The organism is Sporomusaceae bacterium (assembly GCA_031460455.1).
Classification (GTDB): domain Bacteria; phylum Bacillota; class Negativicutes; order Sporomusales; family UBA7701; genus Anaeroselena.
This window is the reverse complement of record JAVKTQ010000001.1, coordinates 828474-847466: the sequence shown is the minus strand read 5'-3', so window position 1 is coordinate 847466 and position 18993 is coordinate 828474. Positions and strand designations below refer to the sequence as shown.

The 18993-nt window shown below is 58.6% G+C and carries 22 protein-coding genes; 17 read left to right on the top strand and 5 right to left on the bottom strand.

The window, feature by feature from the left end; genetic code table 11:
• The first annotated feature begins 108 nt into the window (after positions 1-108).
• From RIN56_04460 to aroH, 8 genes are all read left to right on the top strand, one after another.
• Entirely contained in the window at positions 109-1209 is a 1101-nt protein-coding gene (locus tag RIN56_04460; GenBank protein MDR7866046.1) for a hydrogenase small subunit, read from the top strand.
• Positions 1206-3101 carry a nickel-dependent hydrogenase large subunit gene (locus RIN56_04455; GenBank protein MDR7866045.1) on the top strand — a complete coding sequence of 632 codons (1896 nt, stop codon included), beginning with the start codon at positions 1206-1208 and terminating at the stop codon, positions 3099-3101. The genes RIN56_04460 and RIN56_04455 overlap by 4 nt, the downstream gene beginning before the upstream one ends.
• Positions 3102-3113: 12 nt before the next feature.
• Complete coding sequence (cybH, locus tag RIN56_04450) at positions 3114-3869, top strand: Ni/Fe-hydrogenase, b-type cytochrome subunit (GenBank protein MDR7866044.1); 756 nt, start codon at positions 3114-3116, stop codon at positions 3867-3869.
• On the top strand, positions 3811-4305 hold the full coding sequence (locus RIN56_04445) for a HyaD/HybD family hydrogenase maturation endopeptidase (protein MDR7866043.1): 495 nt from the start codon (positions 3811-3813) through the stop codon (positions 4303-4305). Before cybH ends, RIN56_04445 begins: the two co-directional genes overlap by 59 nt.
• Positions 4295-4675 (top strand): hydrogenase expression/formation C-terminal domain-containing protein, encoded by a 381-nt coding sequence (locus RIN56_04440; protein ID MDR7866042.1) that lies wholly within the window; start codon positions 4295-4297, stop codon positions 4673-4675. The genes RIN56_04445 and RIN56_04440 overlap by 11 nt, the downstream gene beginning before the upstream one ends.
• 175 nt (positions 4676-4850) lie before the next feature.
• On the top strand, positions 4851-4979 hold the full coding sequence (locus RIN56_04435) for a hypothetical protein (GenBank protein MDR7866041.1): 129 nt from the start codon (positions 4851-4853) through the stop codon (positions 4977-4979).
• 97 nt (positions 4980-5076) lie between these two features.
• A complete protein-coding gene (locus RIN56_04430; protein ID MDR7866040.1) occupies positions 5077-5235 on the top strand; it encodes a DUF1540 domain-containing protein in 159 nt (52 codons plus the stop codon).
• Between the two features lie 166 nt (positions 5236-5401).
• Entirely contained in the window at positions 5402-5764 is a 363-nt protein-coding gene (gene aroH / locus RIN56_04425) for a chorismate mutase (GenBank protein MDR7866039.1), read from the top strand.
• Between the two features lie 61 nt (positions 5765-5825).
• Here aroH and mqnE read toward each other — a convergent pair whose 3' ends face one another.
• Positions 5826-6914 (bottom strand): aminofutalosine synthase MqnE, encoded by a 1089-nt coding sequence (gene mqnE, locus RIN56_04420; GenBank protein ID MDR7866038.1) that lies wholly within the window; start codon positions 6912-6914, stop codon positions 5826-5828.
• A 182-nt stretch (positions 6915-7096) separates the two neighbouring features.
• On the opposite strand from mqnE, the gene RIN56_04415 reads away from it, so the two are divergent.
• Positions 7097-8065, top strand: a complete 969-nt coding sequence (locus tag RIN56_04415) for a glycosyltransferase family 2 protein (protein MDR7866037.1) — start codon at positions 7097-7099, stop codon at positions 8063-8065.
• A 61-nt stretch (positions 8066-8126) separates the two neighbouring features.
• On the opposite strand, the gene RIN56_04410 is transcribed toward RIN56_04415, so the two are convergent.
• From RIN56_04410 to RIN56_04395, 4 genes are all read right to left on the bottom strand, one after another.
• The gene (locus tag RIN56_04410) at positions 8127-8795 is read right to left on the bottom strand and encodes a CAP domain-containing protein (protein MDR7866036.1); all 669 of its coding nucleotides are present in this window, start codon (positions 8793-8795) and stop codon (positions 8127-8129) included.
• 95 nt (positions 8796-8890) lie between these two features.
• Positions 8891-9055, bottom strand: a complete 165-nt coding sequence (locus RIN56_04405) for a hypothetical protein (protein ID MDR7866035.1) — start codon at positions 9053-9055, stop codon at positions 8891-8893.
• Positions 9046-10353 carry a HAMP domain-containing sensor histidine kinase gene (locus tag RIN56_04400; protein ID MDR7866034.1) on the bottom strand — a complete coding sequence of 436 codons (1308 nt, stop codon included), beginning with the start codon at positions 10351-10353 and terminating at the stop codon, positions 9046-9048. Before RIN56_04400 ends, RIN56_04405 begins: the two co-directional genes overlap by 10 nt.
• A complete protein-coding gene (locus tag RIN56_04395; protein MDR7866033.1) occupies positions 10346-11005 on the bottom strand; it encodes a response regulator transcription factor in 660 nt (219 codons plus the stop codon). Before RIN56_04395 ends, RIN56_04400 begins: the two co-directional genes overlap by 8 nt.
• Before the next feature lie 322 nt (positions 11006-11327).
• On the opposite strand from RIN56_04395, the gene RIN56_04390 reads away from it, so the two are divergent.
• From RIN56_04390 to RIN56_04355, 8 genes are all read left to right on the top strand, one after another.
• Positions 11328-11912, top strand: coding sequence for a TetR/AcrR family transcriptional regulator (locus RIN56_04390; protein ID MDR7866032.1), 585 nt, complete (start codon positions 11328-11330; stop codon positions 11910-11912).
• A gap of 79 nt (positions 11913-11991) precedes the next feature.
• A complete protein-coding gene (locus tag RIN56_04385) occupies positions 11992-12984 on the top strand; it encodes an efflux RND transporter periplasmic adaptor subunit (GenBank protein MDR7866031.1) in 993 nt (330 codons plus the stop codon).
• Between the two features lie 2 nt (positions 12985-12986).
• Positions 12987-13928: an ABC transporter ATP-binding protein gene (locus RIN56_04380; protein ID MDR7866030.1), complete on the top strand. Its 942-nt coding sequence runs from the start codon at positions 12987-12989 to the stop codon at positions 13926-13928.
• On the top strand, positions 13918-14880 hold the full coding sequence (locus RIN56_04375) for an ABC transporter ATP-binding protein (protein MDR7866029.1): 963 nt from the start codon (positions 13918-13920) through the stop codon (positions 14878-14880). The genes RIN56_04380 and RIN56_04375 overlap by 11 nt, the downstream gene beginning before the upstream one ends.
• Before the next feature lie 11 nt (positions 14881-14891).
• Positions 14892-16025, top strand: a complete 1134-nt coding sequence (locus RIN56_04370) for an ABC transporter permease (GenBank protein MDR7866028.1) — start codon at positions 14892-14894, stop codon at positions 16023-16025.
• Between the two features lie 3 nt (positions 16026-16028).
• Positions 16029-17153 carry an ABC transporter permease gene (locus tag RIN56_04365; protein MDR7866027.1) on the top strand — a complete coding sequence of 375 codons (1125 nt, stop codon included), beginning with the start codon at positions 16029-16031 and terminating at the stop codon, positions 17151-17153.
• Positions 17154-17190: 37 nt separating this feature from the next.
• The gene (locus RIN56_04360; protein ID MDR7866026.1) at positions 17191-18483 is read left to right on the top strand and encodes a TolC family protein; all 1293 of its coding nucleotides are present in this window, start codon (positions 17191-17193) and stop codon (positions 18481-18483) included.
• A gap of 88 nt (positions 18484-18571) precedes the next feature.
• A complete protein-coding gene (locus tag RIN56_04355) occupies positions 18572-18904 on the top strand; it encodes an antibiotic biosynthesis monooxygenase (protein ID MDR7866025.1) in 333 nt (110 codons plus the stop codon).
• Positions 18905-18993 lie beyond the last annotated feature (89 nt).

Genomic DNA, 18993 nt, shown 5'->3' with positions numbered 1-18993 from the left:
ATAAAGAAGATTCCCGCTTTTTTGTTTTGGCGGCAATAAGCGTGCGATGTTGGCGCCGGACGGGGAACACCTTTTTGTAAAATTTTTTTATTAGGGGGAGGGGTGCATATGGAACATAGCGATTCAATGTGGGCGTTATTCCAGAAACGGGGCGTGAGCCGGCGGTCTTTCCTGAAGACCTGCGCGGTTGTCACCGGTATGCTGGGCCTGTCGCCGGCCATGCTGCCCAAGGTGGTGGCCGCGGCCGAGAAGAAGACGCTGCCGCCGGTCATCTGGCTGCACGGCCATGAATGTACTGGCTGTGACGAGGCTTTTATCCGTTCGCAGTCGCCTCTGGCGTCCGACGTCGTCCTGAACATGATTTCTCTCGAGTACAGCGATACCCTGTCGGCGTCTGCCGGCGAAGCGTTCGAGCATCACCTGAAGGATCTGATGAAAAAGTACGCCGGACAGTACATCCTGGCTGTCGAAGGCGGCGTACCCCTGGCGGACAACGGCATCCACTGCATGACCGGCGGCCGCACGTTCCTGGCGGCGCTGAAGGAAGCCGCCGCCGGCGCCGCGGCGATCATCGAGTACGGCTCGTGCGCAGCCTGGGGAGGCATCCAGGCCGCCAAGCCCAACCCGACGAAATCGGTGTCGGTGAGTGACGTAATCTCCGGCAAGCCGATCGTCAAGGTGCCAGGCTGTCCGCCCATCCCCGAGGTCATGACGGCCGTCGTCATGCACTTCGCGCTCTTCGGCCAATTGCCGCCGCTCGACGCGCAGGGCCGGCCCAAGCAGTTTTACGGCAACCGCATTCACGACACCTGCTACCGTCGTCCGTTCTTCGATTCGGGGATGTTCGTCGAGAAGTTCGACGACGCCGGGGCCAAGGCCGGCTGGTGCCTGTACAAGGTAGGCTGCCGGGGTCCGGTGGCTTACAACTCCTGCGGCAACATGCGCTGGTGGAACGGCCTGTCGTATCCCATTCAGTCGGGGGCGCCCTGTTTCGCCTGCGGCAGCAACAATTTCTGGGACAATGGCCCGTTCTTCGAGCGGTTGCCCGACCTGCCGGTGCCCGGTACGATCGCCGACGCCGACAAGGTGGGCATGGTAGCCGCCGGCGCGGCCCTGGTCGGGGTTGTAGCCCACGGAGCGCTGTCGGCCATGCAGAAGAGCAAGCAGGCCAAGCAGCAAGATACTGATGTGAGGGGGCCTGAGGCATGAAGCGAATTGTAGTCGATCCCGTAACCCGCATCGAAGGCCACCTGCGAGTCGAACTGAAGATAGACGAAGCGACCGGCAAGGTGGAGGACGCGCTGTCGAGCGGCACCGCCTGGCGCGGAATAGAACTGATCCTCAAGGATCGCGACCCGCGCGACGCCTGGGCGTTCGTGCAGCGCATCTGCGGCGTCTGCACCACCGTCCACGCGCTTGCTTCGCTGCGTTCGGTCGAGGACGCTCTGGGCATCGAGATTCCCAAGAACGCCAACTATATGCGCAATATCATGAACGCCACACAGACCGCCCAGGACCATCTCGTCCATTTCTACCACCTGCACGCCCTTGACTGGGTCAGCCCGGTCGAGGCTCTCAAGGCCGACCCGGCCGCTACCGCCGCGCTGCAGAATACCGTGCTCGAAAAGTACGCCCTGCCGCTCAGCGGGCCGATGGATTTTAACTTCGACGCCTATCCGAAAGATTTCCCCAAAGCGACCACCGCCTACTATAAGGCTGTCCAGGGCAAGGTCAAGCAGATCGTCGAAAGCGGCCAGCTCGGCATCTTTGCCGCCCACTGGTGGGATCACCCCGACTATCAGCTGCTGCCGCCGGAAGTGCATCTCATGGCGGTCGGCCACTATCTCAACATGCTCGACCGGCAGCGCGAACTGGTCGGTTCCCACGTCGTGTTCGGCGGCAAGAACCCTCACCCGCACTACATAGTAGGCGGCATGCCCTGCTCGATCTCGATGAACGACATGAACGCCCCGGTCAACAGCGAACGGCTGGCCGTCGTCGACCAGTCGATCATGCTGGCCATCAATCTTGTCAATTATTTCTACCTGCCCGACCTGCTGGCCATCGGCCACATGTATGTCCAGAAGGGCTACGTGGACGGCGGCGGCCTGGCGAAGGAAAGGGTGCTGGGGTACGGAGACTTCCCCGACGAGCCTTACACCGGCATCGCCAACGGCGATTTCCACAAGAAGCTGCTGCTTCGCTCCAACGGTGTCGTCGAGAACTTCGGCAAGGGACTGTCGGCCGCCGTTTATCACGACCTGACCGGCAAAGACTATGCCGATCCGGCGATTCTTGCCGAGGGCGTCGAGCACTCCTGGTATAACTACCCGCAGGCCGGCAAGGACCTCCATCCGTTCGAAGGCGTGACAGCCCAGAACTACACCGGCCCCAAGGAAGGCACCAAAACGGAGTGGAAGTATCTTGACGAGTCGGGCAAGTACTCGTGGCTCAAGACGCCTAAATGGAAGGGCAAGATGGCCGAAGTCGGCCCGCTGGCCCGCTACATCATCGTTTACACCAAGGTGAAGAAGGGCGTTATCCAGCCGACATGGGCCGAGAAGATGGTCGTCGACCAGATCGAAGCCGTTTCCAAGGTCCTCGGTCTGCCGCCGGAAGTCTGGCTGCCCACCATGGTCGGCCGCACCGCCGTCCGCGGCCTGGAAGCTCAGCTCAATGCCTATATCAACAAATACTTCTTCGACAAGCTGATCAAAAATATCCGCGCCGGCGATACCGCGGTCGCCAACACCGTCAAGTGGGAACCGGCCAGCTGGGCCAAAGCCGCCAAGGGTGTCGGCCTGCACGAGGCGCCCCGCGGCGCGCTCGGCCACTGGGTAGTTATCAAGGACGGCAAGATCGACAATTACCAGGCCATCGTCCCCACCACCTGGAACGGCTGCCCGCGCGACAGCAAGGCCGGCTACGGGGCTTACGAGGCCAGCATGATCGACACCAAGGTCAAGGTGGCCGACAAGCCGCTGGAGATCCTTAAGACCATCCATTCCTTCGACCCGTGCATCGCCTGCGCAACCCACCTCTACGACGCCGAAGGCAAGGAAGTGGGCGTCGTGCATACCGACCCCTATTTCAAGGTTTAGGGGGGATGAAGCATGAGTGAGGGTCCTGTGAAGGAATACTACATCTACAGTCCGTGGTTGAGGGTATTCCACTGGCTGATGGCCGTTTCGGTGGCCGTCCTGTTCGCCACCGGCCTGTATATCGGCAACCCGTTCTTCATCGGCACCCAGGGTGTTGAGCCCACCTTCGCAGTCAACAAGTTAATGTCGATGGAGACTATCCGCTACATTCACTTCGCTGCCGCCTATATCCTGGTGGCGGCCTTCATCCTGCGGATTTACGGTTTCGCCGTCAATCGCGGCGACCGCCTGCTGCCGAGATTCTGGACCGCGCTATATTGGCAGGGCGTCATCGAGCTGATGAAGCATTATCTCTTCCTGTCCGCGGACCACAGGCCGTACCTGCGCAATTCCCTGGCGCGCAGCGCCTATCTGGGCGTGTATGTACTGCTTGCCGTTGAGGCGGTAACGGGTTTCGCGATGTATTTCATGGTCAACCCCAATGGCCTGGGGGCGAAGTTCTTCGGCCCCGTCAACGGCCTCCTGGGGGGAGAGTATACCGTCCATCTCGTTCATCACTATGTAGCCTGGCTGCTCGTCATCTTCGTCATCGTCCACGTATACCTGGTCATCCGCGCCGATTTTATGGAGCGGGAAGGCGAAGCTTCGAGCATGTTTTCCGGCGTGAAATTTTTTGCCCACAAACCTGTAGACATAGGAGATATCGCCGATGACAGCGAACAAGCAAATTACGGTACTCGGCATCGGCAACATTCTGCTCAGGGATGAGGGGTTCGGCGTCAGGGCAGTGGAAGCGCTGCTCGGCCGCTACCGTTTTCCCGCCGCCGTTCAGGTGCTTGACGGCGGTACGCTCGGCATGGATCTCCTGCGCTTTCTCACCGGAACAAAGCGGCTCGTCGTCGTCGATGCTATCGCCGGCGGCGGGCCGCCCGGCACGTTCTACCGGTTCGCCGGCGACGAGGTCAAGGCTTATTTCCGGGAGAAAGTTTCGCTCCACGAGCTGGGCATCAAGGATGTGCTGGCGGTGCTGGAAGCTACCGACCGGGCAATCGGGGAAGTGGTTGTGCTTGGCGTCCAGCCTGAGTCGCTGGATGTCGGCCTCGAACTGACTCCCGTCGTCGCCGCCGCTCTGCCGGATACCGTGGCGGCGGTGCTGGCGGAACTGGCCCGCTGGCAGGTGGAGGTGACCGCTGTTGACGGCTGATACCGGTTTTTCCGAAAAGACCAAAGCAGTGCTCGCCGAAATCGCCGCCGCGCTCGAACGCTATGCCGCGAGCGGCGAGGGCTGGACCATCTATATCGACAAAATGGGCTTCGTCCAGGACGAGCGCCAGGCAATCCGCGACTGCCTCGGACAGGGCGGGGTGCGCATCAGCATCGAAAACAGCGCCGAGCCGGCCGAGTGGCTGGAGAGCGGCGTTGCCGGCGTTTGGTACGGCGTATTTTACGATCAGTCCCGGCGCCCGCTGCTGGAGACGATCGAAGTGGGCGGGTTCCCGGCGATTGCCGCCGCCCAACCGGAAGACGTGACCGACGGCCTGGCCGCGTTCAGGCAACGGCTGGCGGAGCTGTGAAGAGGGGGTTGCTGGCATGAATCTGACGATCAGCGCCGAGGCCCGTGACTACATTCTCGCGAGGGGCGGCGTAGTCCACCTTGTTTCCTACCAGGGAATGAGCCTGTGCTGAGGGAGGGTTAAACTTACCCCGTCCGTGGGACTGGGGCTGCCGAAAACCCCCGGTGATCATCGCGTGCTGGAGTTCGACGGCGTTAACCTGCATTTGCCGGCCGATCTCGATTCGCCGTTTCCGCTCGTAATCAAGCTGCGCAGTTTGTTCGGGTTTAAGTCGCTCCAACTTGAGGGTTGGAAACTAATATGAAACCGGGAGATGTTTCTCCCGGTTTTTCTCTTTTTCGGCATATTTGGACGGCGAACTGCCCATACTAGGGGCGTATTTTCCGAGGAGGTGAGATATAGTGTCATTGTCGGGAGTCAAATGTAAAGTACAGTCCTGCAAGTTCTGGAAACAGGGCGAGCACTGCGACGCGTCCGCGATTGAGGTCAACGTTGACGGCGGCGGGATGCAGGCCCGCCAGAGCGAGCAGACCAACTGCCATACTTTCGCACCCAAGTAGCGACGCGATGGTGACTGTGGAAAGACACGTCAGCAGGGAAATGAGCCTGGAGCAGTTCAAGCACCGGGCTCTTTTTCTTCCTCGGCCGCTCTTTTGCCGACCGCAGGCAGGAAAAAAGCGCCAGGACGCGAACTAGATAATAACCTGCCAGGAAGGGGGAGTGCCCATGCTGCGTGGCGTACGCGGGGCGACAACAGTGGAAGCCAACAACCGGGAAGAGATTTTCCGGCGCACGACCGAGCTTGTTCAGGCGATGGCGGCGGAAAACGGGATAGCCAGTGAAGACATCGGCGCCGTCATTTTCAGCTCGACCCCCGACCTCGACGCGGCGTTTCCCGCCGCCGCCGCCCGCGAGATGGGCTGGGCGGAGGTGCCGCTGTTCGGCGCCCAGGAGATCGCCAGCCCGGACGGCGTGGCCCGTTGCATCCGCATCCTCATCCTGTGGAATACCGACAAGGGCCAGGGGGATATCAGGCATATATACCTGCACGGCGCCGCAATCCTCCGCAAGGATATTGCCGGAAATTAAGGCCTCGCACAAAAGGAAAAGGCTGCCAGACCGGAAAGGTCAGGCAGCCTCTTGTATTGTCTCAATACTTCTTGATAATGTTATATACTGAATCCCGTTCCACCGGCGTATGCCCCGTCTGGCGAATTGTGGTTATAAGCGTTTCCTTGTCGAGTTGTTGGGCGGTCCGGGCGCCGGCTGCGTGGGTGATTTTTTCCTCGGTCACCGTCCCGTCGATGTCGTCGGCGCCGAAACCTAGCGCCAGTTGGGCTACCGGCAGGGTAAGCATTATCCAGTATGCTTTCACATGGGGGAAGTTGTCCAGCATCAGCCGGGAGACGGCCACCATTTTGAGGTCTTCCCACGACGAAGCCCTCGTCACCTCGTTCGCGAGGCCGGTGTTATTGGGGTGGAAGGGGAGGGCGAGAAAGGTCTGGAAGCCGCCGGTCTCGTCCTGAAGGTCCCTTAGTGACAGGAGATGATCGATCCGCTCCTCGGCTGTTTCGATGTGGCCGTAGAGCATTGTGGCGTTGGTGGGGATGCCGAGGTTGTGAGCGGTGCGGGCAATGTCGAGCCATTCGGCGGCGCTTGCCTTATGGGGGCAGAGGTCCTGGCGCACGCGCTCGCTGAAGATTTCCGCCCCGCCGCCGGGCATCGAGTCGAGGCCGGCATCTTTGAGGATTTGCAGCACTTCGGCGACGCTCTGGCTGGAGATATGGGCGAAGTGGCAGATCTCCACGGCGGTGAACGCCTTGAGGTGCACATGGGGCAGGGCGGCCCTCAGGGAGCGGATGATGTCCACATAGTAGTCGAACGGCCAGTCGGGATGGAGGCCGCTGACGATATGGAGTTCGCGCAGATCGGGATCACGGGCCGAGCGGCTGGCGATGTCGAGGACATTTTCTTTGCTGAGGAAATAGGCCTGGGAGCTTTTGGCGTCGCAGCCGAAAGCGCAGAAGCGGCATTTTGCCAGGCAGATGTTTGTCAGGTTGATGTGGCGGTTGACGTTGAAGTATACGTATTCGCCGCTCAGGCGCCGCTTGACGGCGTCTGCCAGCTGCCCGAGCCACGCAAGATCGTTGCAGCCGAGTAGGGCAAGGCCGTCCTCGCGTGCAAGCCGTTCGCCGCGAGCTACCCTGGCGGCAATATGCTGGTAGGTTGTCTGCAAAATAAGGCCACTCCTTTCGCGGAATTATTCGCCGGCCGGCCGCCGTTTTCCTGTCGCTGTGGACGATGTTGCGCAGCTTTGCTTCAGCGGTCCCGATGCCGTGGGCGGGAAAGCTGGCGGCGCCGCAGACGGAGGCTTGACCTCCGGGGCCGCAGATGTAATAATTAAGAAATGGAGGGATGAAGATGAAACTCATTTCCATAGTTGTGCCAGTTTTCAACGAACAGGAAAATATCGACATTTTTTATAAAGAAGTGTGTAAACATATGGAGCCGCTGCCATACCGCTTCGAGCTCATCTTTGTTGACGACGGCTCGCGGGATGCCACGCCGGCCATCCTCCACCGCCTTTCCGGGGAGGACCCGAGGGTGCGCGCCCTCGTCCTCGCCCGCAACTACGGCCTTCAGGGAGCCTTGTCCTGCGGCCTCGATCACGCGCAGGGGGATGCGGTGGTAAGCATGGACGGCGATATGCAGCACCCCCCGGAGATGCTGCCCCAACTGATCGCCAAGTGGGAGGAAGGCTTCGATGTCGTCCAGACTATCCGCCTTACCACCGAGGGTGTCTCCTGGTTCAAGAATTTCACGTCCAGCACATTCTACAGGCTGATGAACGCCATGTCCAAGGTTCGTGTCCAGGAAGGCGGTTCCGATTTTCGTCTGCTGGACAAGCGGGTGGTGGAGAGTTTCCGCCTGTTCCGGGAAAAGGCCCGCTTTATCCGCGGCATGATCAGCGACATCGGTTTCCGCCAGACGCAGATATCGTTTGTCGCTCCGCCTCGCTACGCCGGGGTATCGAAGTTTTCGCTCCGCAAAATGTTGACCTTTGCCCTTGACGGCATAACCGCTTATTCCAAACTGCCCCTCCGCTTCGCTTTTTACACGGGGGTGATTTTCGGGGCGATCAGCGTCGGACTGACCATGCACGTCCTTTACATCAAATTTTTCACCGCCGAGGCTGTGCCGGGCTGGGCGACGATCTCGGCCAGCATCTTGCTTCTCGGCGGCCTTCAGCTCGTGTTTATGGGCATTATCGGCGAATATGTCGGCCGCATATTCGAGGAAGTCAAGCGGCGGCCGCTGTACCTGATTCGCGAGAAGCTCAACTGGCCTCAGGACGGCGGGGAGGAAAACAGCCCGCAACCCCCGCAGTAAAAGGAATAAGGCCCTGCGGTCCCGGTCTGGGCCGCAGGGCCTTTATATTGCCGCAGGCAGCTTATCTGCCGATGAACTCCTGTACTACATACACTTGGCCGCTGGCGTTGCGGGCCACGCCGATGCCGACTTCGGTGAAGCTGGGACTGAGGATGTTGGCGCGGTGCCCGGAACTGTTCATGAATGCGGCCTCGGCGGCGGCGACGCCGCTATTGACCGCCAGATTCTCGCCGGCGTAGTTGTAGCTGATCCCCGCCTGCCTCATGCGGTCGAACGGTGACTGGCCCTCGGGGTTGTAGTGGGAGAAGAAGCCGCGACTGATCATGTCCTGGGCGTAGTTTCGCGCCAGTTGAGTCAACTGGGAGTTGGCCTTCAGCGCCGGCAGGCCGTTGGCGGCCCGATCCCGGTTAAGCAGCGCGAACGCCTGCTGTTCATCGGCGGTTGCGCTGGTGCTGCCGCCCTGACTTGAGCCCGAACCGGAACCCTGCCCCGAGCCGGTCTCCTTACTGGGGGCCGAGCCGCTGTCGGACGAGCCGCCGCTGGAAAGGGCCGCGATCAGGCCCACTGCGGCGATGGCCGCCAGTAAGCCGTGATTCGCGCCCTCGTCCCGGACCGTCTCCGCGTCGGCCGCCGCGGCCGGGAGGGCGAAAGCGCCGCCGAAAGATGTCGTGAGCAGGGAAATCATGAGCAGAAGCGGGAGCAGTTTGTTTTTCAGGATTTGTTTTATCATTGTGCACCTGCCATTCTTATGATTTATGTAAACTGACTCATGGTGCAATAATTCGCTTTTTCTTGTGCGTATCCTGTCTGGCTAGGCGAGGAAGGTTATGGCATGGCGGACTGTCCGCTTGCCGCGCCTGCTGGCGGCCCATAGCCAATAATTTCTGCCTGACTGTTATTTGTGCAAAAGAAGGGCTGCACTATTATGCAGCCCTTCTTTTTAGCACGGCGGAAATGAAGTTGTTGGGAATTGCCGTTGTTCATTTCCACGGCAGCCCGACGACGAAGGAGGCGCCCTTGCCGGGGACGCTGCTGACTTCGATCGTTCCCCCGTGGCTTTCGACGATCCATTTGGCGATCGCCAGCCCTAGACCGGTCCCGCTGTCGTTGCGGGACCGGTCGACCTGGAAGAAGCGGTCGAAGATTTTGTCGTGGTATTCGGGGCCGATCCCTTCACCGGTATCGGTGACGGTCAGCACCGCTTTCGGGCCGTATTTAGCCAACGCCACCTTCACTTCGCCGCCGGCCGGCGTGTGCCGGAGGGCGTTGTCGAGCAGGATGCCGATGACCTGCTTGATGCGCGCTTCGTCCCCATACCCGTTGAAGGTGCCGTCGACCGCGTATTTGAGGGTGACCCCTTTGGCGGCGGCGAGGGGTTCGAACGGCCCAGCGGCCCGTAGCAGCGAATTGCCCAGGGGGAAAGGCCGTAGGTCGAGAAGTTGCTGGTTGGAGTCGGCCCGGGCGAGGAACAGGAGAGAGTCGACCAATTTGGCCATATGGATGGACTCTTCGCGGATATTGGTCAGCCATTTATGCTGGCTGGCCACCGTCTCGCCGCTGTTGTTGAGCACGACGTCGAGGTTAGTTTGAATGACGGCGAGCGGGGTGCGCAATTCGTGGGAGGCGTCGGACAAGAAATCGGTTTGCTGCCGCCAGGCCGCCTTGATGGGCACGATCGCCCGCCGGGCCATATAGAAGCTGGCGGCGAACGACAGCAGCAAACAGTTGGCGCCGACAACTATCAGGGAGGTGAGCAGAATGCGCAGCATATCCAGATCCTGCCCCATATCGTAGAAGAGGATCAGCGTACCGGCCTCATTTTCCAGCGGCGATTTGTAATAGGTGTACTGCTCCTGGCCGAAAGCTATGGTTCCCTGTGCTTGGGAGTCGTCGAGGACTCTTGCGGCAAGGGCTTCCAGTTGCTTGCCCTCGAACGGCTGCCCGGACGACTGGAAAGTGACGGAGCCGGCCGGGGAGGTTTTGAGGAAAAAGAAGTTGTGCATAGGGGGGGGCGGCCCGGGCGGAAAAGCTAGCGGTTGACCGGGAGGTCCTGCCGGCGGCGGGGGATGGGGACCGGGCATGGCGCTTTTGAACTTCGGCAGGTCGGTCAATTGACCACTCTTTATGTCTGTCACCAGCCGGCCGGCAAGAGCATCGTTTCGCCTGTTCATATCGTGCCGGAAGAAAAAATAGGCGCCGACGACGAGGATGAGAAACAGCAGCAGGATGACCGTAACATTGACGAGAGTCAGCTGGCGATGCAGCTTGTTGATAAGGCTGTTACCCATGGAAGTAGTAGCCTACCCCTCGAACCGTCTTGATGTTGGGGATCTGGAGCTTCTTGCGCAGGTAATAGATGTACAGGTCGACGCTGGCGATGTCGGTGTCGACGTTGTAGCCCCATACCTTTTCCATTATCCGCTCCTTGGGAACCACCTGGCCGTGGTTGCGCATAAGCAGTTCGAGCAGTAGCGACTCTTTAACGGTCAGGTGAATCGTTTCGCTGCCTTTGGTTACTTCGCCAAGCAGAGGTTTGAGCGTCAGCCCGTCAATAGAGATGGTGTCGCCCACAAGGTCTTTGCCTTTCCTTCTCGTCAGGGCGCGCAGCCTGGCCAGCAGTTCCTCGGTGAAGAAGGGCTTGATCAGATAATCGTCGGCGCCGGCGTCCAGGCCCTCGACCCGTTCCTTGGGGGCGTCCTTCGCTGTCAGGATGAGAATGGGGGTATGATACCCGAGACCGCGGAATTCCTCCAAAAAGGCCATGCCGTCCATACGCGGCAGCATGCGGTCGAGGATTATGATGTCGTACACGCCGCTTACAGCCATTTCTAAGCCGGTTTCTCCGTCCTGCGCGCAATCGACCGTATAGCCGTTCGTTTTTAAAACATGACCGAGGGCATCGACCAGTTTGCGGTTGTCTTCGACTAACAGCAGCTTCATAGAATACCTCGTGCGAAACAGTATTGTTTTTTGCGTAGATTTGCAAAACTTTTCACTAACTACATTTTAGAAGATTATTCTTTGAATTTCATTTAATATTTCAAATAAAATTCAAAGATTGTCAAATTTTAGCGAAAAGAAACGGAGGAATTACCGGTCTGGCCGGCTATTGCTCACGCTTGCTCGGGGAGAGTATGTGCCGCTGCGACGGCAACCCGCCGTCAGGGGATGAGATCTCCGTAAAAGAGTCGGTTGACGGGAAGGGAAAATAGTGCTAAACTGAAAGTGAATCATCATTCACAATATGACAGGAGCTGCAAAAGTGACCGAGAAAAAAGCTACGGAAACAAGGCGGGATGAGATAATTACCGCATCACTTAAGCTTATCGAGGAAAAAGGACTGGACAATCTCAGCGTGGCCGATATCGCTGCGGCGATAAATTTGGTTCCTTCCGCCATATACCGCCATTTTGGCGGCAAGGAGGACATTATCGAATGTCTGGTCGACTTCGTCGACCGGTCGCTGCAGGCCAATGTCGCCAGGGTCGCCGGCGGCAAGGCTGCGGTGGAAAAGCTGGAGCTGCTGTATAAATTGCATACCGATTTTTTAAGAACTCAGCCGGCCATCCCGTTGATCATGTTCTCACTGCTGGCGGGCAATAGGAATCCGGCTCTGAAACAACGGATGATTTCCGTTATCGCGTCCTACGTGGCCGAAGTCAGGAATATAATTGCTAAAGGACAGCCTCAGGGCGAAATCGCAGCGGCGATTGACCCGATGTCGGCGGCGCTGCTGTTCGTCGGCATGATTCAACCGCTGATCATCCTAAACCAGGCAGGAGACAATTCGGTGGATGCTTTCAAAAAGCCGTTATGGGACGTATACGCCCGCGGTATCGGGAAATGAAATTTTTTTACAACACATGTGAATTAATATTCACATAGACGATAGACCCATACAGAATATGAAGTGTGGAGGGAAGGCCATGAAAAAAAGGGTTAGGATACTCATCCCCGTGCTGGTAATCGCTTTAGCCGTTGGCGGATATTCGCTCTACGCCAAAAAGCAGGTAGATCCCAATCAAGTCAAGGTATCAGGCAATATCGAAACAACCACAGTAGGCGCGGGGTTCAAGATTGCCGGCCACGTCGCGCAGCGGATGGTCGATGAAGGCGAAAGCGTAAAGAAGGGACAACCGATAGCGAGTCTGGAGACCGCGGATCTCGAACTCGATGTTGCCAATGCCAAGGCCCAATTGCTGGCGGCCCAGGCCACATTGACGCAGCTTGCCAACGGTTCGCGGCCCCAGGATATTTCGGCGGCGCAGGCGGCGCTCAGGAGCGCCGAGGCTGATAGGCAAAACGCCGCAGCCGAGTACCGTCGCATGCAGCAGCTTTTTGCCCAAAGTGCGATATCGGCCCAGGACAGGGACCGGAGTCAGACCGCGTTTGCGACGGCGAGCGCCCGCGCTGATCAGGTTGCCCAGCAGCTCAGCCTGGTGGCAGAGGGGCCGCGGCAGGAAGAGATCGAGCTGGCTGCAGCCCGGGTCGAGCAGGCCAAGCAGCAGCTGAAGCTGGCGCAGACACGGCTGGCTTATGCGCAGATTGCCGCTCCCATCAACGGAGTGGTGCTTTCGAAGAACATCGAACCGGGCGAATACGTCGCCCCCGGAACGCCGGTGGTGACGATCGGCGAGCTTGACCAGGTATGGCTCAAAGCCTATATCGCCGAGACCGACCTCGGCAGAGTGAAGCTCGGCCAGAAAGTAGCGGTTACCACCGATACATATCCCGGCAAAACCTACAACGGCTCCATCGGTTTTATCGCTTCCGAAGCCGAATTCACCCCAAAAAATATCCAGACAGCAGAAGAACGGGTGAAGCTAGTCTATCGCATCAAGGTCATGATCGAAAATCAGGCGCGCGAGTTGAAACCAGGGATGCCCGCAGATGCGGTCATTAAGCTGGGTGGCCAGTAGCCATGGATGCCATCAGTACAGTTGGCCTAACCCGCAAATTCGGCGCTAACACAGCCGTGGATAACCTAAGCCTATCCGTCAAAGAAGGCGAAGTCTTCGGGCTGGTGGGGCCGGACGGCGCCGGCAAGACTACGGTGATGCGCCTCCTTGCCGGGCTGATGGCCCCAACGGCCGGCGGGGCCTCCGTGTACGGCTGTGATACGGTCAAAGATTCGGAAGAGCTGAAAAACCACATAAGCTATATGCCCCAGCGTTTCGGGCTGTATCTGGATCTGACCGTTGAGGAGAATATCAACTTTTACGCCGACCTTTACAACGTGCCGCGGCAAGTCAGGCAGGAGAAAGTTCCCGAACTGCTGGCGTTCAGCAATATGACGCCGTTCCGCGATCGCCTGGCCCGGAACCTGTCCGGCGGCATGAAACAGAAACTGGCGCTGGCCTGCGCCCTCATTCACACCCCCAAGGTGCTGCTGCTGGACGAACCCACCAACGGCGTCGACCCTCTGTCGCGGCGGGACTTCTGGCGAATCCTGTACCGGCTGCTGGCCGAGAAGGTCACCATCTTCGTTTCCACCGCTTATCTCGACGAGGCCGAACGGTGCGCCAGGATCGGCCTGCTGCATCAGGGACGGCTGATAATGTCCGGCACCCCGGACGAGGTCAAGGCAGGCATGCACGGTGTTCTCGTCGAGGTGCGCTGCCGCGAGCCACGACAGGTTCTAGCCAGATTGACGGACGAATTGGCCCCGGTATCGTCGGGATTATTCGGCGCAAAAATCCATGTGGTGTTGAACGGCGAGCCGACGCAGGCTCTACGGGCGGTCGAAAAAACGCTGGCAAGCGGGGGCGTGCAGGCGGAGACGGAAATCGTCGTCCCGTCGCTGGAAGACGTCTTCATCTCGATGATAACGCCTGTAAAGGGAAGTGGCGCCAATGCCTGCTAATACGGAAGTTACTGAATACGCGGTCACGGTAGAAAACCTGGAAAAGTCGTTCGGCAGTTTCCAGGCGGTAAATAAGGTGTCTTTCCAGGTCAAGCGGGGAGAAATATTCGGTTTCCTCGGGCCGAACGGCGCCGGGAAGTCGACCACTATCAGGATGTTGTGCGGCATCATCGCTCCCACGGCCGGAAAAGCCGAGGTAATCGGTTTCGACGTGTTCAAAGAGGCGGAGCAGATCAAAGCCCATATCGGCTACATGTCGCAGAAGTTTTCCCTTTACGAAGACCTTACGGTAGAGGAAAATATCGACTTTTACAGTGGCATTTATCAGATTCCCGCGGCCGAAAAACAGAGCCGCATGCAATGGGTAATCAAAATGGCCGGCCTTGAGGAGCATCGGGGCAGTCTGACCTCCGTTCTCGCCGGGGGCTGGCGGCAGAGGCTGGCCCTGGGATGCGCCCTCCTGCACAGGCCGGCGGTGATCTTTCTCGACGAACCGACATCAGGGGTCGATCCGATATCCCGCCGCAGCTTCTGGGACCTGATCTACCAGCTCGCGGCCGAAGGCGTCACCGTTTTCGTGACTACCCACTACATGGATGAAGCCGAATACTGCGACCGGCTGGCGATGATCTACCGGGGCGAGCTGGTGGCCATCGGCACCCCCGACGAACTAAAGGCCAAGTATATGAGCGCGGATATCCTGAACCTGGAGTGCCCCGATCCTTTCGCGATGCTGCAGGCGGTAAACGGGATTCCCGAGATCAAAGAAGCCGCCCTGTTCGGGCGCGGGCTGCACCTCTCGGTGGCTGACGCGCAGGCGGAGCTTCCCGTTATCGCCGCCGCGCTGAAAGAGCGGGAAGCCGTTTATACAAAACTCGAAAAGATCAGACCCTCGCTGGAGGACGTGTTCGTGTCGATAATCGAAGCCCGCGACAGCACAGCCGGGCGCTAGGCGGTGATTATATGAACATCCATCGGGCAGTAGCGATAATGCGCAAGGAATTCATCCACATCATCCGCGATCCGCGCAGTTTAGGCATGGCGATCGCCATGCCCATCCTGCTGATATTCCTCTTCGGGTCGTCCCTGAGCCTGGATGTGGACAACGTGCCGCTGGTGGTATGGGACCAGAGCGGCACCAGCGACAGCCGCGAATTCGTCGGCCGCTTCACGGCCTCCCGGTATTTCGGCGTGACCGGGTATGTAAGTTCCTACGCGGAGATTGAACAGGCGATCGACAGGCGGGAGGCGATATTGGCGCTCGTGGTGCCCCGCGATTTCGGCCGTCGGCTGGAAAGCGGCCAGACGGCGGATGTGCAGCTTATCGTCGACGGCAGCGACGCCAACACGGCGACAATCGCCATCGGCTACGCCCAGGCGGTGACTGACGGCTATACGAGTTCGCTGCTTATAAAAGCAGCCAAGCAGCGCGGCGCCAAAACGGCGGTCGTGCCCCTGGAAGCCAAGCCGAGGGTGTGGTTCAACCAAAACATGCTGGCCAAAAACTACATCATCCCCGGACTCATCGCCGTCATCATGATGGTCATCGCCGCGCTGCTGACCTCACTGACTATCGCCCGCGAATGGGAAAACGGGACGATGGAACAGCTCATCACCACGCCGCTGAAGCCGCTGGAGCTAATTGTGGGAAAACTGACGCCCTATTTCGCTATCGGCATGCTGGATGTCTTGCTGGCGGTGCTGATGGGCCAATACCTCTTCGAGGTTCCTTTGCGGGGCAACGCGGCGCTCATCTTCGGGGCGGCGGCGATATTTCTCGCCGGCTCGCTCACCATGGGGATGCTGATTAGTATTGTGACTCGGTCGCAGCTTCTCGCCAGTCAGCTGGCCATGGTGCTGACCTTCCTGCCGTCCTTCCTATTGTCCGGCTTCATGTACGCTATCGCCAATATGCCGACGGCGATTCAGGGGATAACGTACCTCGTGCCTTCCCGCTATTTTGTCGCCATCTTGAAGAACATCTATCTGAAAGGCGCCGGCATCCCGATTCTCATATCCGAGGCAAGTATTCTCCTGGTGTTTGCCGTGGTGCTCATCGCGGTCGCCAATGTCAAGCTCCGGAAAAGGCTGGTGTAGATTATGGCCTTCGAACGTTTGCGGCACATGATCAAAAAGGAATTCATCCAGGTCTTCCGCAACCCGAAGATGCGGGCGATTGTCCTGGTGATGCCGCTGATCCAGAGTATGGTTTTCGGCTACGCCGTGACGACGGATGTGAAGCAGGTGGCCACTGCCGTGTATGACCAGGCCCGGACGCCGGAAAGCCGCGATTTGGTCGACCGGTTTATCCACTCCGGTTATTTCACAGTCAAGGCCATGGTCCATAGCGACCGCGAGATAGATGAACTGATCGACTACGGAAAGGTGTCGGCCGTGATTCGCATCCCCGCCGATTTCAGCGGCAATGTCGCCAGCGGTAGAACCGCCGCCGTCCAGATCATCGTCGACGGCACCGACTCCAACACGGCGGGCGTCGTTATGAGCTACGCAGGCAACATCATCCGAAACGACGCCATCGAACTTTTGCGAAAGCAGGTCGGCGGCTCCGGTCGGGAACTTGGAGGGGTAAACCTCCAGGCCAGGGCGTGGTTCAACGAGAACCTGACCAGCCGCAATTTTTACGTGCCCGGGGTCATCGCGGTAATCGTGATGCTTGTTACCCTGCTGCTCACCAGCATGTCGGTGGTCCGCGAGAAAGAGCTGGGGACGATGGAGCAGATCGTCGTCACCCCGATCACGCCGGCAGAATTTATCCTGGGCAAGACCATGCCGTCGATTATCCTCGGATTCGTAAATATGATCTTCGTTACCCTAATCAGCGTCTTTTGGTTCGACATACCGGTCAGGGGCAGCATAACGACGCTATTTGTGGCCAACGGCTTTTATCTGATGACAACGATCGGCATCGGCCTTGTCATCTCCACAATCTCGGATACGCAGCAGCAGGCCATGATGTCGACCTTCTTCTTCTACCTGCCGGCGGTGCTGTTGTCCGGATTCATGTTCCCGATCGCCAATATGCCGGATGTGGTACAGTTCTTCACTTATTTCAATCCCCTGCGCTATTTCCTGGTTATTATCCGGGGAATCTTCCTGAAAGGCGTGGGGGTGGCGATACTGTGGCCGCAAATCCTGGCGTTGCTCGTCCTCGGGAGCCTGGTGCTGGCGCTGGCGGTCAAAAGGTTCCGCAAGACGCTCGCTTAGAGCAATTAAGTTCGTACAGTTTGGAGGCTGGCTTATTATGAGACTTTGGCGTAAATCATTAGTGGCCGCCGTCATGATCGCTGCCTTTAATCAAGCGGCGTTGGCGGCGCCAATCGAACTGTCGCTGGATGAAAGCGTAGCCATGGCGCTCCGGAATAACCCGAATGTGAAAATTGCCGCCGCCGACCGCGAGAAAGCGGCCTGGTCGCTCAGGGAGTACAAGGCGGGCTGGGGGCCTACCCTAAAATACACCCATACCGATACGCGGACGTCGCCGGCGGCGGTCCCGTCGCCGACTACCGGGCTGACGCCGGATATAAACAATAAGTTCGATAATTATCTCAAACTGTCTATCGATCTTTATACCGGCGGGCGGGTAGAGGGCCTTGTCGGACAGGCCGAATACAATTTGAAGTATTACGACCTCGGTTATTCCAAGTCCCTGCAGCAGACAAAGCTGGATGCCACAAACGCCTATTTCAAGCTGCTGCAGACCCGCAATCTGCGGCAGGTCAGCCAGGAATCGGTCGACAATCTGGTCGCTCACCTGCGGAATGTGCAGGCCCAGTACGACGCGGGGACGGTCGCGCGGTCGGACGTGCTGCGATCCGAGGTCGAACTGGCCAACGCCCAGCAGAATCTGATCAAGGCCCAGAACGATTATGACGTGGCGATGGCCAACCTGAGCAACGTCGTCGGCCTGCCGCTGACGAGCGAGATAAAGCTGAAAGAAGATTTGAAATACGAACAACACGGCCAAGCCCTGAACGACAGTATCAGCTACGCGCTCAGCAACCGGCCGGATGTCAACCAGGCCCAGGCCAACTTCGAAGGCGCGAAACAGGGCGTCAAGGCCGCCCGCTCCGGTTTTCTGCCGACCATCACCGCCAGCGCCGCGAAGGATTGGTATGACAGCGATTTTCCCGGCGGCAAGAATCACAACTGGACGGCCAGTCTTACGGTCTCGCTGACCCTATTCGATACCCAACTGACCCGCTCGAAGGTGAAAGAGGCCGAGTATGCGGTCGTCAGCGCCAGCGAGACGGCCCGGAAAACGAGGGACGGCGTGGCTCTTGAAGTCCAGCAGGCTTACCTGAACATGCGGGAAGCGGAAAAACGCATCGCGACAAGTAAGGTTGCTGTCGACAAAGCCGAGGAGGATTTCAAGATCTCCCAAGTCCGCTATACCGCCGGCGTAGGCACAAACCTCGACGTTATCGATGCCCAACTGGCGCTGACCCAGGCCAAGACCAATTATATTCAGGCGTTATACGACTATAACACCAGCAAGGCGCAACTTGACAAAGCCATGGGGATTGCCGTGAGGTGACAGGGTGGCCTTGTAGGAGGAGAGGTGGAGCCAATGGGTTATTAAGCCCAGGAAACTAGCAGGTCAAAACATATTAGGAGGAGATAACATGTTGGTCAATATAGTTTATTTCCCGGCGATCAAAGCCGGGAAAGACGGGGAATTCCGGCAGTGGTTCGCCTGGACCAACGAAGAGTACGCCAAATTTCCCGGCTTCATCAGCAGAAAGCTGCTCGTGCCGCGAGAAGGCGGCAATTATGCAGCAGTGGTCGAACACGAGAGCAACGAAACCTTCAAGGCAATGCATGGCAGCACTTTTCACGCAGAGGCTCAGAAGCGGGTGCTGCCGCTGCTGGATGGTTATCCGACGCCTCATTTTTACGAAGAAGTAAGCTTGCACGAGAAAGGCAAAGCGGCTGTCCCTGCCGAACATTCAAAGTAAGGCTGTTTACCCGTGATCTGCTGGCAGCCGGGATATTGTCCGGCGCTCCCGCGCCTGGCCAGCTTCAGGCTAACGCTCTGTCGAATTGG

Coding starts and splice junctions, on each gene's coding strand:
- RIN56_04460 (MDR7866046.1), top strand. CDS start 109: ATGGAACATAGCGATTCAATGTGGGCGTTATTCCAGAAACGGGGCGTG.
- RIN56_04455 (MDR7866045.1), top strand. CDS start 1,206: ATGAAGCGAATTGTAGTCGATCCCGTAACCCGCATCGAAGGCCACCTG.
- cybH (MDR7866044.1), top strand. CDS start 3,114: ATGAGTGAGGGTCCTGTGAAGGAATACTACATCTACAGTCCGTGGTTG.
- RIN56_04445 (MDR7866043.1), top strand. CDS start 3,811: ATGACAGCGAACAAGCAAATTACGGTACTCGGCATCGGCAACATTCTG.
- aroH (MDR7866039.1), top strand. CDS start 5,402: ATGCTGCGTGGCGTACGCGGGGCGACAACAGTGGAAGCCAACAACCGG.
- RIN56_04415 (MDR7866037.1), top strand. CDS start 7,097: ATGAAACTCATTTCCATAGTTGTGCCAGTTTTCAACGAACAGGAAAAT.
- RIN56_04410 (MDR7866036.1), bottom strand. CDS start 8,795: ATGATAAAACAAATCCTGAAAAACAAACTGCTCCCGCTTCTGCTCATG.
- RIN56_04400 (MDR7866034.1), bottom strand. CDS start 10,353: ATGGGTAACAGCCTTATCAACAAGCTGCATCGCCAGCTGACTCTCGTC.
- RIN56_04395 (MDR7866033.1), bottom strand. CDS start 11,005: ATGAAGCTGCTGTTAGTCGAAGACAACCGCAAACTGGTCGATGCCCTC.
- RIN56_04385 (MDR7866031.1), top strand. CDS start 11,992: ATGAAAAAAAGGGTTAGGATACTCATCCCCGTGCTGGTAATCGCTTTA.
- RIN56_04380 (MDR7866030.1), top strand. CDS start 12,987: ATGGATGCCATCAGTACAGTTGGCCTAACCCGCAAATTCGGCGCTAAC.
- RIN56_04375 (MDR7866029.1), top strand. CDS start 13,918: ATGCCTGCTAATACGGAAGTTACTGAATACGCGGTCACGGTAGAAAAC.
- RIN56_04370 (MDR7866028.1), top strand. CDS start 14,892: ATGAACATCCATCGGGCAGTAGCGATAATGCGCAAGGAATTCATCCAC.
- RIN56_04365 (MDR7866027.1), top strand. CDS start 16,029: ATGGCCTTCGAACGTTTGCGGCACATGATCAAAAAGGAATTCATCCAG.
- RIN56_04360 (MDR7866026.1), top strand. CDS start 17,191: ATGAGACTTTGGCGTAAATCATTAGTGGCCGCCGTCATGATCGCTGCC.
- RIN56_04355 (MDR7866025.1), top strand. CDS start 18,572: ATGTTGGTCAATATAGTTTATTTCCCGGCGATCAAAGCCGGGAAAGAC.